We start from the raw sequence: 14,684 nt of genomic DNA on the forward strand, positions 1-14,684 counted from the left end.
GCTGCTATCTTAAAAAGTTAAAACTAAAAAAATTACGTGAAAAACCCTTTAGATAAGACAGTACAGGATAGTTAACTAAAAGCAATTTCATTATCTTGCCTAACCAATTTGAATATATCCACATCCTAATTAATAAAGATGAGAAAGATCCTTATTCTATTTTTTGCCCTCCTCCTGACAAGTACTTGTTTTGCGCAGGTTAAGGTGCAGTATTTATTAACAGAGAATGCTATTAACCCTATCAGCATAGATGCTATAAATCCGCGGCTCAGCTGGCAGTTAAATGCCGGCGATAAGCGTGGCGTAATGCAAACCGCCTATGAGGTAAAGGTAAGCAGCCTGGGTAAAGGTGCACAGGAAGTTTGGAAAACCGGGAAGGTAATGTCAGATCAGTCGATGTATATAACTTACAAAGGCAAGCCGCTGGCAGCGGGGAAAAAATATGTATGGCAGGTGCGGATTTGGGATAATACAGGCAAAGCTACCACCTGGAGTGAGCCTGCCAGCTGGCAGATGGGTTTGCTTACCCCTGGCGACTGGAAAGCCAAATGGATAACTCCCGGCTTTTCTGAAGATTCAGTAAACAGGCCAAGCCCGTTATTTCGTAAAGGGTTTTCATTAACAAAAAAGGTAAGGTCGGCGATGGCTTATATTACTTCTCATGGTTTATATGAGGCCCAGATAAATGGCCACAGGGTTGGCGATGCCTTTTTAACACCGGGCTGGACAAGCTTTAACAAACGCCTGCAATACCAGGTTTATGATGTTACCAATTTATTGCAGCCGGGGGCAAATGCAGTTGGTGCAACACTTGGCAGCGGTTGGTATCGTGGTTATTTCGGATATGATCCTAAGCCAAACCTTTATGGTAAAGATATTGCCTTATTATTTCAAATGGAGGTAACTTATACTGATGGTACAACGGAAACCATAACAACTGATGAGAGCTGGAAATCATCAACCGGGCCGGTTAGGTTTGCTGAGATCTATTATGGCGCAACTATTGACGACCGCATGCAGCAAAAAAGCTGGTCGACCGCCAACTTTGATGATAAGTCATGGTCTGGCGTAACCGTAAAAGACTTTGCAAAAGATATTTTAATTGCTACCTACAATGAGCCTGTTAAAAAGCATGAGGTTTTTAAACCGGTTAACATATTTAAAACACCAAAAGGCGAACAGGTAATTGATTTTGGGCAAAACCTGGTAGGTTGGGTACAAATGAAAGTTAAAGGTAAAGCAGGCGACACTATAAAGATCTCTCATGCCGAGGTAATTGACAAGCCGGGTAATTTTTATACCGAAAACTTGCGCACAGCAAGGTCCCAGGATATTTACATACTTAAAGGCGGAGAAGAGGAAACTTTTGAGCCGCAATTTACCTGGCAGGGGTTCAGGTACATAAAGGTTGAAGGTTATCCCGGCGATTTAAAACCTGAAAATTTCACAGCGGTTTCGTTGTACTCAGATATGAAACCGGCCGGAACATTCTCATGCTCCAACCCGCTCCTAAACCAGTTGCAGCATAATATTCAGTGGGGACAAAAAGGCAACTTTTTAGATGTGCCTACAGATTGTCCGCAGCGTGATGAGCGTTTAGGCTGGACAGGCGATGCGCAGGTTTTTTCGCGCACGGCATCATACAATATGAACGTGCATAACTTTTTTACCAAGTGGCTTAAAGATGTTGCCGCCGACCAATACCCCAGCGGGAGCATCCCTTTTGTAATACCTAATGTACTAAGGGCAGGCAGAGGCGAAATGGGTGGCAGTACAGGCTGGGCAGATGTTTCGACAATTATTCCGTGGAACATGTATTTGGCCTACGGCGATAAGCAGATCCTTGAAAATCAATATTCCAGCATGAAGGCCTGGGTTAAATACATGCAGGATAAAAGCAAAAACGACCTGTGGAACACCGGCAACCATTTTGGCGACTGGCTTTTTTACAGTGTAAACGATGATACCGATGGCAGCTCGGCCATTACTAACAAATATTTGATAGCTCAATGTTTTTATGCCTATTCAACCCAATTAATGATTAATACGGCTAAAGTTTTAGGTAAAAAAGATGATGAAGCTTATTATACTGATCTGCTGGCTAAAATCAAAAAAGCATATATCGGCGAATATGTAACGCCAAACGGGCTGATCTCTTCTGATACGCAAACCGCCTATGTACTGGCACTTGAATTTGATATGCTGCCCGAAAACCTAAGACAACAGGCCGCACAACGATTGGTGAATAATATCAGCAGATATGGCAACCACTTAACCACCGGATTTTTGGGGACACCGTATTTATGCCATGTGCTCAGCAGATTTGGGCATGCGGATGTAGCTTACAGGCTTTTGCTGCAGGAAACTTACCCGTCATGGTTATACCCTGTAAAAATGGGCGCCACAACTATTTGGGAAAGATGGGACGGCATCCGTACTGATGGCTCATTTGAAGCGCCATCAATGAATTCCTATAACCATTACGCCTACGGCGCTATTGGCGACTGGATGTACCGCGTTATAGCGGGCATTGACACCAAAGAGGATGCTCCGGGGTATAAACAGATCATAATAAAACCAACCATTGGCGGGAATTTGGATAATGTAGCCGCTGATTATGAAACAAATTATGGGAAGGTAAGCTCGCACTGGAAGCTGGATATCAGTAACCTGTTGCTTGATGTGGAGATTCCGGCCAATACAACGGCCACCATATATATCCCGGGCAATAGTAACAGCACTATTTTAGAAAGCGGTAAAGCAGTTGCAACAGTGCCGGGAATAAAAGTGGGCGAAGCAGCAGATGGCTATGTAGCATTAAATGTGGGGTCGGGAGTGTATCATTTTAGCACTGCAAGACAGTGAATTAAACAACCGTAGGGGCGTATCGCATACGCCCAGCGCTGATAGGAATTGATCGACAAGCGCGATTCATCAATTTTAATAAGGGTAAAATAGATACGCAATGCATTGTGTATCACGCCAGGAAGACATGAATAACAAAAATGTGATTAATGGTTAATTAAGCCGCGATGCATCGCGGCTCTACAAAACAAACCTAGTCAACTAATCCTATGGGCATAATCTTTGGCGTTTTTTTTCATTTCCTCGGGGGGTTTGCTTCAGGAAGTTTTTACATCCCGTATAAAAAAGTTAAAGGCTGGGCCTGGGAAAGCTTCTGGATTGTGGGGGGCATATTTTCGTGGCTCATTGTGCCGCCATTGGCAGCATGGCTTACAATCCCGGGCTTTGCAGAGATCATAAAAAGCACCGGAACTGATGTGTTGGGATGGACTTACCTGATGGGCCTTTTATGGGGAATTGGTGGCTTAACTTATGGCCTTGGCGTACGTTACCTCGGGGTATCACTAGGCAGCACCATTATTTTAGGGCTTTGTGCAGTTTTTGGTTCCCTTGTTCCATCACTTTATTATAACTTCTTTCCTAAAGAGGGCAAAGATACCTTCACCACGCTGCTTACCTCGCATTGGGGGCAATTGGTACTGCTTGGCATAACAATTTGCGTTATCGGCATCATTATATGCGGAAAGGCAGGCACTATGAAAGAAGCAGACCTCGCCAAAAATAGTTCTGCAAAAGCAGAGAATAAGGAATATCGCTTTGGGCTGGGGATCTTTGTGGCCATTGTATCAGGTATTTTAAGCGCCTGTTTCAACTTCGGGCTGGAGGCCGGCAAATCAATGGCCGATACGGCAAACGCCATTTGGGTAGTGGCGCATCCGGGCCAGGGCAACTTTCTGTTCAGGAACAATGTGGTTTATATTATAGTATTGTGGGGCGGCCTAACCACCAATTTTATATGGTGCATGATCCTGAATGCACGCAATAAAACCTTTGGTGATTATGTAAATCCGAAAACCCCGCTGCTGAAAAATTATTTATTTTCGGCCCTCGCCGGCACTACCTGGTTTTTGCAGTTCTTTTTTTATGGGATGGGCGAAAGCAAGCTTGGCAACGGCGCCAGCTCATGGATCCTGCACATGGCCTTTATTATTCTTATAGCCAACATTTGGGGGCTTATTTTAAAGGAGTGGAAGGGCGTAAGTAAAAAAGCTTTTACTACAGTTATTATAGGAATAGCTGTAATTATTTTATCAGTTCTTGTAGTTGGCTACGGGAACGCTATTAAATAAAGAGTCAGGATACAAGAGATCAAGAGTCAAGATAAGAGCGTTTATTCTTTCTTGATTCCTGGCTCTTGAATTCTTGATTCTCCTTAACAAAAACAATATGTCTGTCAGAGAAACAAATTTTAAGCATGTAAGCTATTTATGGGACGATGCCAAAGCCGCAGAGCTTGCGGGCGATGAGGTAGCATTGCTCATTTACCGTTCAAACCTTTTAGGCGCCGATTTGCGGCTTACCAATTATGGGGGTGGCAATACGTCATGCAAGGTTACAGCAAAAGATCCCTTAACAGGAGAAGATACCGAAGTAATGTGGGTAAAAGGATCAGGCGGTGATTTGGGCACCTTAAAGAAAAGCGGGCTTGCGGCATTATATGTAAACCGGCTGCGCAGTCTTACTAATGTTTACCGTGGCATTGAGCATGAGGATGAAATGGTTGAGCTTTTTAACCATTGCATTTTTGATCTGAGCTCAAAAGCGCCGTCAATAGATACGCCGCTTCATGGGTTTTTGCCCTTTAAGCATATCGATCACCTGCACCCTGATGCTGCAATTGCTATCGCGGCAGCAAAAGATGGTAAAAAAATTACGCAGGAGCTGTTTAAAGGAACAATAGGCTGGGTTGAATGGCAAAGGCCGGGTTTCGACCTTGGCTTAAAATTGAAGCAATGTCTTGATGAAAACCCAGGCATCCGCGGGATTATGCTGGGTTCACACGGCTTATTTACCTGGGGCGATACAGCTTATGAAAGCTATATGAATACCCTTGAGGTAATTGAGAAAAGCGCCGGATATCTTGAACAAAATTACGGAAAGAAAGACCCGGTGTTTGGTGGCAGTAAAATCACAAGTCCGGCAGAAAACACCCGCAGAAAACAGGCTATTGCAATAGCGCCAATACTTCGCGGTTTTTGCTCTGGCAATGTACGCATGGTTGGCCATTTTACCGATGACAGCCGTGTACTTGAATTTACCAACTCAAACGATTTGGATAGGTTAGCGCCAATGGGTACCAGTTGCCCCGATCATTTTTTGCGGACGAAGATTAGTCCGCTGGTTTTGGAGCTTAAGGCTGAAGATGACCTGAGCGACACCAAAGCAATAAAAGAAAAGCTGGCCCCGGCATTTGAGGCTTACCGCAAAATGTATGCAGCTTATTACGAAAGCTGCAAGCATTCAAACAGCCCCGCAATGCGCGATGCCAACCCGGTAGTTATCCTGTACCCCGGCATAGGTATGTTTACCTTTGCAAAAGATAAGCAAACTGCCCGCGTAGCAGCCGAGTTTTATATCAACGCCATCAATGTAATGAAGGGCGCAGAGGCCATCTCTGAATATACCTCATTGCCGCGCCAGGAGGCTTTTAATATTGAATACTGGCTGCTTGAAGAAGCCAAACTGCAGCGCATGCCAAAACCAAAATCGCTTTCGGGCCGTATAGCGCTGATAACAGGCAGCGCCGGCGGAATAGGAAAAGCAATAGCCAAAAAATTTGCTGATGAAGGTGCCTGCGTAGTTATAAATGATAATGATGCAAGTCGTTTAGCCCAAGCCAACGAAGAGTTTTTAAAACAATATGGCAAAGATGTTTACACAACTGCACTAGTGGATGTGACTGACAAGGCCGCTATTGCCAAAGCTTGTGAAGCTGCTGTTTTAGCATTTGCCGGGGTTGACCTGGTGGTTAATTGTGCAGGCTTATCTATCTCAAAACCAATTGAGGACCACACTGAAAAAGATTGGGACCTGCTTTATGATGTATTGGTAAAGGGCCAGTTTATGGTTACACAGGCTGGCGTAGAGGTTATGCGCAAGCAGGATACAGGTGGAGATGTAATAAACATAGTAAGCAAAAATGCATTGGTATCAGGCCCTAATAATGCGGGCTATGGATCTGCCAAAGCCGCACAGCTGCATTTAAGCAGGCTAAACGCTGCTGAGCTTGGTAAAGATAATATCCGGGTAAACGTGGTAAATCCTGATGCAGTAATATCCGACAGTAAGATCTGGGAGGGCGATTGGGCCGCAGGGCGTGCAAAAGCTTACGGCGTAACCGTTGAAGAACTGCCGGCCTATTATGCCAAAAGAACTTTATTAAATGAGATCATCCTGCCGGAAGACATTGCCAACGCCTGCTTTGCTTTAGTAGGCGGCTTACTTAATAAATCAACCGGAAATGTATTAAATGTGGATGGCGGAGTTGCGATGGCGTTTGTGAGGTAATAATATAGATATCCTTTTTCATTAGTGCTTATTTTGAAAATAAGCACTAATTGTCTCCTCTTCATCAAAACCAGACGGAAGTTTAATTACTCCCGCTATTTTTTTTATTTGGGAGAAAGTTGACCTTTTTTCATGATGCGTTTCAATAAGTGTTTCAAGGTGACTTTCAACTAACTCAGACAAATTTCTTTCCATATATTTAGCATAGGATTTAGCCTTTTTTATAGTGCTATCTTTTATCGTTACTGTCAGCCTTGTTTTCATAATAGGTGTGTTTTAATAAAAATACATGTTGATAAATAAAATTCAAAAGCAAATTTTTAAATCCTGCAAACAATTGTTAACCAATTTAAATTCTTTCTTTTATACTGTTTTGCAAAATAATGAGTATTAATAGTAGTTTATAATATTAAACCCCTTAATATTCATGAAAAAAAAGCTGGTCCTTTTAAATATATTCTTCTTTACCCTCTCTGCTGCAATGGCTCAAAGTAATTGGGAACTTAAGAGAAATGAAAATGGCATTGCTGTTTATACACGCAAGCCCGCAAGCGGAAATTTAAAGGAATTACGGGTTGTTTGCGAATTGAATGCAACAAAAGCTCAGTTGATAAGCACATTGCAGGATATTGGCAATTATAACGATTGGGTATATTCAAACAAAAAGTCTGAAATATTAAAAAGCTTTAATCCGCAGAAGATAATTTATTATACCGAATCGCGTTTACCCTGGCCCATTAAAGATCGTGATCTTATTGTACAGTTGGATATTAATTCAGGACCTGAAATTTTAGATATCCAGGCAAAAAGCCTCCCTGAATACCTGCCTCAAAATAATAAATTTGTACGTGTTCCTTATTCATTAGCAAAATGGAAAGTAACCCAGGCTGATGATAACAAATTAAAGGTCGACTATACCTTTAGCGTTGATCCGGGTGGCAGCATCCCATCATGGCTTGTTAATGCCACAATGGCTATAGGTCCGTATAATTCGTTTGTCAAGCTAAGGGAGTTGCTGAAGGAAAAGAATAGCAAATGAGTTTAGCCATAACTAATATTTGAAGCCTGGAAAAACTATATGAAAGATGCTCCACCAGCCATTTTCATTGGATAGATATAATTTAAAGCCTCCTTGTATAGCAACAGATTCTCCGTTTTCTAAAACAGCATCATATTTTACACCACCCTCGGCATGGCCTAAGCCACCGTTTTCATTCAGCTCAAATTTTATTTCTTTAATAAAATAATCCTCGTTAATAAAAGCTTTATAGGCATCAAAAATATTTTTCAGCTGGGCTATAATATCTTTTTTGCTCAATATTCTTCTGTCGGGTAATATAAAGCTATTTGCCAGTTCCCAGCTGTACTCATTAAAGCTTTGCTTAAACCATTCAGATAAAAACTCCAGCGCGCGATTTTCAATATCTTTTTTATGATTGGGATGAAATTCTTCATAATCAAAATTCACGGTCATCCCCGGGATCATAAAATCGTCGGTTTCCTTTTCAAACAATTCTTCAGTAATAAAATTATACCGGGTACTGATATCGCACTCTTCATCAAAATGCACTACGATATTTTTTTTTGATAGAAGATCTATTACTTCCTGCAGGGCGGCCTTAATTGAGCTATCATCTAAATCTTCGGCCTTTTTAAACACGGGCTTCCCAATAAAGTCGTAAATTTTAACGCGTTTGGCATTTGTGTAACTCTGCTCAAAAGCAAATATATTTTTAAGAAACTCGTTCTCAATTTCAGGGGGAAGATTGCCGGAACTATGTGATTGACCACCAAGCTCGGCCTGTAACTTTAGGCGCAGCAATTCATTTTCCATCCGCAGGTTTTCTTCGGGATCGTCGCTTAATGGTTGGTCGGGCATATCATCATTGTTATTAATCATATTGATAAGGTATTAGCAATCAGTACGTCAAATTTAATTTATATAGGTTTAATTACAAATATTAAAATTACCATTCATAAAAAGACAATGTACAACCGATGAAGGGTGTCCCTACGAATAATAGGTAGTTTTCATTGTGCACCCGCTTCATAAAGCACTATATTTGGCTATGTCCAATAATAGACCTCCTGCTATCGGAAGATATATCGATCCATTAGTTGACTTCGCTTTTAAGAAGATCTTTGGCAGTGAGCCTAATAAAGATCTGCTGATTGCTTTTTTAAATGAAGTATTCCGGGGTCGAAAACATATTGTCGATCTGGTGTACAATAAGAATGAGCATCATGGCGATTTGAAAGATGAAGGTGCTGCTATATTTGATTTGCTTTGTACCGGCGATAATGGCGAACAATTTTTAATTGAAGTGCAGCGTGGCAGGCAGGGCAATTTCAAAGAAAGGGCTTTATTTTATACATCCAGGCTTATAAGTGACCAGGCCCCAAAAGGCAGGCGCAGCGAATGGGCTTATAACCTTACCGAAGTTTATTTGGTTGCTTTACTGGAAGATTTTACCTTACAGATAAGCGATGGTAAAGAATACCTGCATGATATTTGTTTATGTAACAGGGAAACAGGTGAAATTTTTTACGATAAGCTAGGTTATATTTATTTAGAATTGAATAAATTTGTAAAAGCGGATACTGAACTGGACACTGATTTAGACAAATGGCTTTATGTATTAAAAAACATGAGCAAGATGGATAAGATTCCCATGTACCTGCGGAAACCCATATTTGAGAAACTGTTCAGTATTGCTGAATATACTAATTTGACAAAGGAGGAGAAAACCATGTACGATAGCAGCATGAAATATAAATGGGACAATAAAAATGTATTGGACTATGCAATAAAAGAAGGCATAGAAAAAGGCAAGTTAGAAGGGAAATTAGAGGAAGCGAAAGAAATCGCCCTTGAAATGAAAAAGGACGGACTGCCGTTTGAACAAATTTCAAAATTCACAAAACTAACTATCAAAGAGATAAAAAAGTTGTAGCTTCCATTTAACAATACCATCGTTAAACATACAGCTGAAGTAAAAATTTTGTTGTGTCCGGCAAGCCAGCGCTTATTGCATAAACACAATTTCACTTATTATCTAAATTGCCCCTTTTAAATCACCAGAACTTCCCGTAATAGCATAAACAGTGAATAAGGGAAAATCCCTCTTCTTGTAAAAAACTTGTTTCAATTATAGCAGGATAAAAAGTATTGATGTTAAATTCACATTTATTTGTTTAATTTTAACTTCTTATAAACCAATTATAACGCTCATTACTGTTTTATTTTATGCGGCGGAAATTATATTTACTGGGGGTGGTGTGTGTGGGAGGTGTTACAGCTATGTTTAATGCCTGTGGTAATTCTGCGTCAAATATTGAGGATCAGATCCCCGATACCATAAGCTATAATTTTAACATCCGCCCTATCCTTTCTGATAAATGCTACAAATGCCATGGGCCCGATGCCAGTAAAAGACAGGCAGGTTTAAGGCTTGACAAACCGGAGAGTGCTTTTAAAGCATTAAAGGATAACCCGGGTGCACATGTTTTAGTTCCCGGAAGTCCGGAAATGTCGGAGCTGTTCAGGCGGGTATCAACCAATGATACTTCCGAAATGATGCCTCCTGCAAATTCAAATTTGAAGCGTTTAACCCCGCATGAGGTTGACCTGATAAAAAAGTGGATAAAACAGGGAGCCAAATACGAAAAGCACTGGGCCTTTGTGCCACCAAAATTATTACCCGTACCTGATGTTAAAAACAAAGAATGGCCTAAAAATCCAATAGATAATTTTATCCTGAAAAAACAGGAACAATACGGCATTAAACCAAATCCCGAAGCAGATAAAGAACATCTTTTAAAACGTGTAAGCCTGGATTTGACCGGCCTGCCACCAAGTCTTGAGATGCAGAACAGGTTTTTGGCTGATAAAAGTCCGGATGCCTATAACAAAGTGGTTGATGAACTGATGAAAAGCCCTGCCTATGGCGAGAAGATGGCTTTGCATTGGATGGATGTTGCCCGCTATGCCGACTCGCACGGTTACCAGGATGACAATTACCGCACGCAATGGCCATGGCGCGACTGGGTGATCCATGCCTATAATGAAAATTTACCTTATGATAAATTTATATCCTGGCAGCTCGCCGGCGACCTGATGCCAAATGCTACCAAGGAACAATTGCTGGCAACCGGCTTTAACCGCAACCACAAAATTACCGAAGAGGGTGGGGTAATAGATGAAGAATATCGCGTGGCTTACGTTACTGACCGCACCAATACCTTTGGCAAAGCGCTGTTAGGAGTTACCATGGAGTGTGCACACTGCCACGATCACAAATATGATCCATTTTCGCAAAAGGAGTATTACCAGCTTTTTTCGTTTTTTAACAGCGTAAAAGAGCCCGGCATACAATCAACAGTTGGCGGCCCTGAAACCTATGCCAAACGGCCGATGATGCAGATTACCAATGATGATATAAAAAGCATTTTAAAATTTGTAAACAAGCAGGACACCGGTAAGCTCATTGTTTCCGTTATGGGCGATAGCGAGGCTTACCGAAAAACCTACGTACTCAGGCGCGGCAATTATGACACCCATGGTGATGAGGTAGAACCAGGTACTCCCAAGGCTATTTTGCCTTTTGACAACTCGCTCCCAAAAAACAGGCTTGGTTTGGCTGAATGGCTTTTTGATAAAAGAAACCCGCTTACCGCCAGGGTGTTTGTAAACCAAACATGGCAGGAATTATTCAGCAAGGGTATAGTAAAAAGCTCTGGCGATTTCGGTATGCAGGGCGACCTGCCTTCGCACCCCGAGCTGCTTGATTGGCTTGCCGTTGATTTTATGGATCATGGATGGGATATGAAAAGGCTTGTAAAACAAATGGTGATGTCAGCCACATATCGCCAATCGGCAGTTATTTCCCCCGATAAAGTGAAGATCGATCCGGATAATATTTTGCTCTCCCGTGGTCCGCGTTACAGGCTCCCCGCTGAATTAGTGAGGGACCTGGTTTTGGCAAGCAGCGGATTGTTAACTAAAACTATTGGCGGGCCAAGTGTAAATCCATACCAGCCACCGGGCTTATGGGAAAACGCTACATCGGGGCGCGGTATATTGGCCAGCTATAAGCAGGTGCATGGACCTGACCTTTACCGACGCGGCATGTACACGCTGATAAAGCGGACCGTTCCGCCTGTTGAAATGGCCATATTTGATGCCAGCAACCGCGACCAATGCGAAGTAAAAAGATTAAGGACCAATACTCCTTTACAGGCCTTGCTAATGGAAAACGACCCTACGGTATTGGAAGCTGCAAGGGTTTTGGCGGCCAAATTGTTAAGAGATAACAGCCCGGCAAATGATAAGATCAAAAAAGCCTTCCGGTTGATTATGTGCCGGATGCCAAATGAAAAGGAACTCGGGATCTTAACAGGATATTATAACGATCAGTTAAAAACGCTAAACATAAAGGATGCGCAAAAAGTGCTGAGCGTGGGTGAATATCCCATTCCTGAAAATATAGATAAAGTTACGCTGGCCGCTATAATGAAAACGGTTGATACAATTTATAACTTAGAGGAAGCGATTACAAAAACCTGATGGCAATGGAGAAAGATATTTTAGAGCATCGCCTCAATATAAACAGGCGAAGGTTTTTATCAAGATTAAGCCTGGGCATAGGAAGTATCGCTTTAGGCTCACTGCTTATACCCGATCTTTTTAGTGGCAGCGGCTCTGAAAGTGAAGCCGATTTTATACCTGGCATTCCCAATTTTGCGCCAAAGGCCAAACGGGTGATTTACCTCTTCCAGGATGGCGCGCCCTCACAATTGGAATCTTTTGACTATAAGCCGAAGTTACGGGAAATGATGGGCCAGGAATTGCCGCCGTCTGTTCGCGGCAGCCAGATCTTAACCGGGATGACTGCCAACCAGGCATCGTTCCCGCTGGTAGGCTCATTTTATGATTTTAAACAATACGGCGAGTCAAAGGCTTGGATCAGCGACCTGTTTCCACATATAGGAAAAATAGCTGATGATATTTGTATCATTAAATCCATGTACACAGAGGCTATTAATCATGACCCGGCATTAACATTTTTTCAAACCGGCGCACAACAGGGCAACCGGCCAAGTATGGGCTCGTGGGTGAGTTACGGTTTGGGCAGCGAAAATAAAAACCTGCCTGCGTTTACTGTGTTGCTCTCAAAGGGAAAAGGTAATGGGCAGGGCGTGTATTCAAAACTTTGGAGCAATGGCTTTTTAGATTCTATTCACCAGGGGGTACAGTTTAGCAGCGGTGAAAACCCCGTGCTTTACTTAAATGACCAGCCCGGAATTAACAGGCACGAACGCCGCAAAATGCTGGATAAGCTCGCGGAATTAAACGACATCAGCTATAAAGAATTTGGCGACCCTGAGATCTCGGCTAAGGTACAACAATATGAAATGGCATATAGAATGCAATCTGCTGTGCCTGAAATTATGGATGTTTCAAAAGAATCAGATGATATTGTAAAAATGTACGGGCCGGATTGCCTGGTACCCGGCACCTATGCCGCCAATTGCCTGCTGGCACGCAAGCTCTCGGAAAGCGGGGTTCGCTTTGTGCAGCTTTACCACCAGGGCTGGGACCAGCACAGCAACCTGCCGCAGGAAATGGCCGGCCAGGCTATGGATGTTGACCAGGCATCGGCAGCATTAGTAACCGATCTTAAACAACGCGGCCTGCTTGACGAAACTTTAGTAATTTGGGGTGGCGAATTTGGGCGAACCAACTACAGCCAGGGCAAACTGGAGAAGGCCAATTATGGCCGCGACCATCATCCGCGCTGCTTCAGTATCTGGATGGCAGGCGGTGGTATTAAGCCGGGGATAGTTTATGGAGAATCGGACGAGTTTGGGTATAATATAGTAAAGGATCCTGTTCACGTACATGATTTCCATGCAACCATATTAAACCAATTGGGACTCGATCATACAAAATTAACCTTTAAAAGCCAGGGCCGCAGGTACAGGCTAACAGATGTAGCCGGCAATGTGGTAAAAGGGATAATTTCTTGATTTTGATTTCACCGATTTCGGAATGATTTCACAGATTGATTTATGTTGACAAAAGATGTCTCTAATTCAACCCAAGTCGATGAAATCACTTAAGAATCGGTGTAATCAATTTTATAAAATCGGTGAAATCAAAAATAATAATATGGAAAGAAGAAAATTCATCAAGCAATCAGCCGTTTTTACAGGAAGCTTTTTTATAGCAAAAGATCTGTTGGCAAAAAATGATGGTCCTGTTTACGGGCATGGCAATATGCGCTACAAAATGGACAATAATTGGAGCAAAGCGGATCCGATGAAAAACCCGGTGAATGATTGCCATGAGATGGTTCAGGATTCAAAAGGCAGGATCTTGCTGCTCACCAATGAAACGAAGAACAATGTGCTTATCTATAATAAATCGGGCAAGCTGCTGGATACCTGGGGGCATGAGTTTCCGGGAGCACATGGGCTTACGTTAGTTAACGAAAATGGCACAGAGTTTTTGTTTATAACCGACACGGTAAAGCACCAGGTTTATAAAACTACCATGGATGGCAAGATCCTGATGACCATTGATGTACCGCTGGAAACTGGTGTTTACAAAAAGCCGGAAGATTTTATCCCTACTGAAACCACGGTTGATACAAACGGCGATTTTTTTATTGCTGATGGTTATGGGTCGCAATACATAATGCATTATGATAAAAACGGAAAGCTGAAAAGTTTTTTTGGCGGGCGTGGTGATGGCGACGAGCATTTGGATAATGCACACGGGATAACTATCGACAGGCGTAACGCAACACCAACTTTAATAATAACCGACCGTACCCGCAATTGCTTTAAACGCTTTAGCATGGATGGTAAGCTGATGGAAGTTATAAAGCTTCCCGGCGCCTGTGTATGCCGCCCTGTTATAAAAGGGGATCACTTATATGCAGCGGTGCTTCGCTCGCCCAGTCTGAACAATGAGAATACTGGTTTTACCACCATTTTGGATAAGAATAACAAGGTAGTATCAAACATTGGCGGTACCGAGCCTATATACAAGGACGGGATATTACAACCTATGGCACAGGCCGAAAAGATCTTTTTAAACCCGCATGATGTGCTGATTGATAATGATGAGAATTTGTATGTTGCACAATGGGCATCGGGCAAAGTTTATCCTTATAAATTTACGAGGGTGTAAATTGAATAAATCAAGCGTTTGGAGTTAAAAGTTTTACCACGGAGAGCACAAAGCAATGAACAGAGAACACTGAGATTTAAAATTGTTTTATATAGTTTGCATTGGAGAATAACTT

Annotated in this window: 10 protein-coding genes; 8 read left to right on the forward strand and 2 right to left on the reverse strand. The window is 42.3% G+C overall.

Going from position 1 to position 14,684, the window contains the following annotated elements; all coding sequences use genetic code 11:
• The first annotated feature begins 138 nt into the window (after positions 1–138).
• The 3 genes from JWQ54_RS20005 (at position 139) to JWQ54_RS20015 (ending at position 6,372) form a co-directional block, all read left to right on the forward strand.
• Positions 139–2,865, forward strand: a complete 2,727-nt coding sequence (locus JWQ54_RS20005) for an alpha-L-rhamnosidase (RefSeq protein WP_299588484.1) — start codon at positions 139–141, stop codon at positions 2,863–2,865.
• Between the two features lie 209 nt (positions 2,866–3,074).
• Positions 3,075–4,154 (forward strand): L-rhamnose/proton symporter RhaT, encoded by a 1,080-nt coding sequence (gene rhaT, locus JWQ54_RS20010; protein ID WP_299588487.1) that lies wholly within the window; start codon positions 3,075–3,077, stop codon positions 4,152–4,154.
• Between the two features lie 97 nt (positions 4,155–4,251).
• Positions 4,252–6,372, forward strand: coding sequence for a bifunctional aldolase/short-chain dehydrogenase (locus JWQ54_RS20015; RefSeq protein WP_299588489.1), 2,121 nt, complete (start codon positions 4,252–4,254; stop codon positions 6,370–6,372).
• Between the two features lie 21 nt (positions 6,373–6,393).
• Here JWQ54_RS20015 and JWQ54_RS20020 read toward each other — a convergent pair whose 3' ends face one another.
• On the reverse strand, positions 6,394–6,636 hold the full coding sequence (locus JWQ54_RS20020; RefSeq protein WP_299588492.1) for a DUF6364 family protein: 243 nt from the start codon (positions 6,634–6,636) through the stop codon (positions 6,394–6,396).
• Between the two features lie 163 nt (positions 6,637–6,799).
• Between JWQ54_RS20020 and JWQ54_RS20025 the strand changes: the two genes are divergently transcribed.
• Complete coding sequence (locus JWQ54_RS20025; RefSeq protein ID WP_299588495.1) at positions 6,800–7,411, forward strand: START domain-containing protein; 612 nt, start codon at positions 6,800–6,802, stop codon at positions 7,409–7,411.
• 12 nt (positions 7,412–7,423) lie between these two features.
• On the opposite strand, the gene JWQ54_RS20030 is transcribed toward JWQ54_RS20025, so the two are convergent.
• Entirely contained in the window at positions 7,424–8,272 is an 849-nt protein-coding gene (locus JWQ54_RS20030; RefSeq protein ID WP_299588496.1) for a hypothetical protein, read from the reverse strand.
• A gap of 169 nt (positions 8,273–8,441) precedes the next feature.
• Between JWQ54_RS20030 and JWQ54_RS20035 the strand changes: the two genes are divergently transcribed.
• The 4 genes from JWQ54_RS20035 to JWQ54_RS20050 all read left to right on the forward strand — a co-directional run bounded on the left by JWQ54_RS20035 (position 8,442) and on the right by JWQ54_RS20050 (position 14,569).
• Complete coding sequence (locus JWQ54_RS20035; protein ID WP_299588499.1) at positions 8,442–9,326, forward strand: Rpn family recombination-promoting nuclease/putative transposase; 885 nt, start codon at positions 8,442–8,444, stop codon at positions 9,324–9,326.
• A gap of 293 nt (positions 9,327–9,619) precedes the next feature.
• Positions 9,620–11,938 carry a PSD1 and planctomycete cytochrome C domain-containing protein gene (locus JWQ54_RS20040; RefSeq protein ID WP_299588502.1) on the forward strand — a complete coding sequence of 773 codons (2,319 nt, stop codon included), beginning with the start codon at positions 9,620–9,622 and terminating at the stop codon, positions 11,936–11,938.
• A gap of 5 nt (positions 11,939–11,943) precedes the next feature.
• On the forward strand, positions 11,944–13,401 hold the full coding sequence (locus tag JWQ54_RS20045; RefSeq protein ID WP_299588504.1) for a DUF1501 domain-containing protein: 1,458 nt from the start codon (positions 11,944–11,946) through the stop codon (positions 13,399–13,401).
• Positions 13,402–13,543: 142 nt separating this feature from the next.
• Positions 13,544–14,569, forward strand: coding sequence for a hypothetical protein (locus JWQ54_RS20050; protein ID WP_299588507.1), 1,026 nt, complete (start codon positions 13,544–13,546; stop codon positions 14,567–14,569).
• Positions 14,570–14,684 lie beyond the last annotated feature (115 nt).

The organism is Mucilaginibacter sp., assembly GCF_028288225.1.
GTDB lineage: Bacteria > Bacteroidota > Bacteroidia > Sphingobacteriales > Sphingobacteriaceae > Mucilaginibacter.

Excerpts from the sequence above, each read along its gene's own strand:
- JWQ54_RS20005 (WP_299588484.1), top strand. The coding sequence starts at position 139 with ATGAGAAAGATCCTTATTCTATTTTTTGCCCTCCTCCTGACAAGTACT.
- rhaT (WP_299588487.1), top strand. The coding sequence starts at position 3,075 with ATGGGCATAATCTTTGGCGTTTTTTTTCATTTCCTCGGGGGGTTTGCT.
- JWQ54_RS20015 (WP_299588489.1), top strand. The coding sequence starts at position 4,252 with ATGTCTGTCAGAGAAACAAATTTTAAGCATGTAAGCTATTTATGGGAC.
- JWQ54_RS20020 (WP_299588492.1), bottom strand. The coding sequence starts at position 6,636 with ATGAAAACAAGGCTGACAGTAACGATAAAAGATAGCACTATAAAAAAG.
- JWQ54_RS20025 (WP_299588495.1), top strand. The coding sequence starts at position 6,800 with ATGAAAAAAAAGCTGGTCCTTTTAAATATATTCTTCTTTACCCTCTCT.
- JWQ54_RS20030 (WP_299588496.1), bottom strand. The coding sequence starts at position 8,272 with ATGATTAATAACAATGATGATATGCCCGACCAACCATTAAGCGACGAT.
- JWQ54_RS20035 (WP_299588499.1), top strand. The coding sequence starts at position 8,442 with ATGTCCAATAATAGACCTCCTGCTATCGGAAGATATATCGATCCATTA.
- JWQ54_RS20040 (WP_299588502.1), top strand. The coding sequence starts at position 9,620 with ATGCGGCGGAAATTATATTTACTGGGGGTGGTGTGTGTGGGAGGTGTT.
- JWQ54_RS20045 (WP_299588504.1), top strand. The coding sequence starts at position 11,944 with ATGGAGAAAGATATTTTAGAGCATCGCCTCAATATAAACAGGCGAAGG.
- JWQ54_RS20050 (WP_299588507.1), top strand. The coding sequence starts at position 13,544 with ATGGAAAGAAGAAAATTCATCAAGCAATCAGCCGTTTTTACAGGAAGC.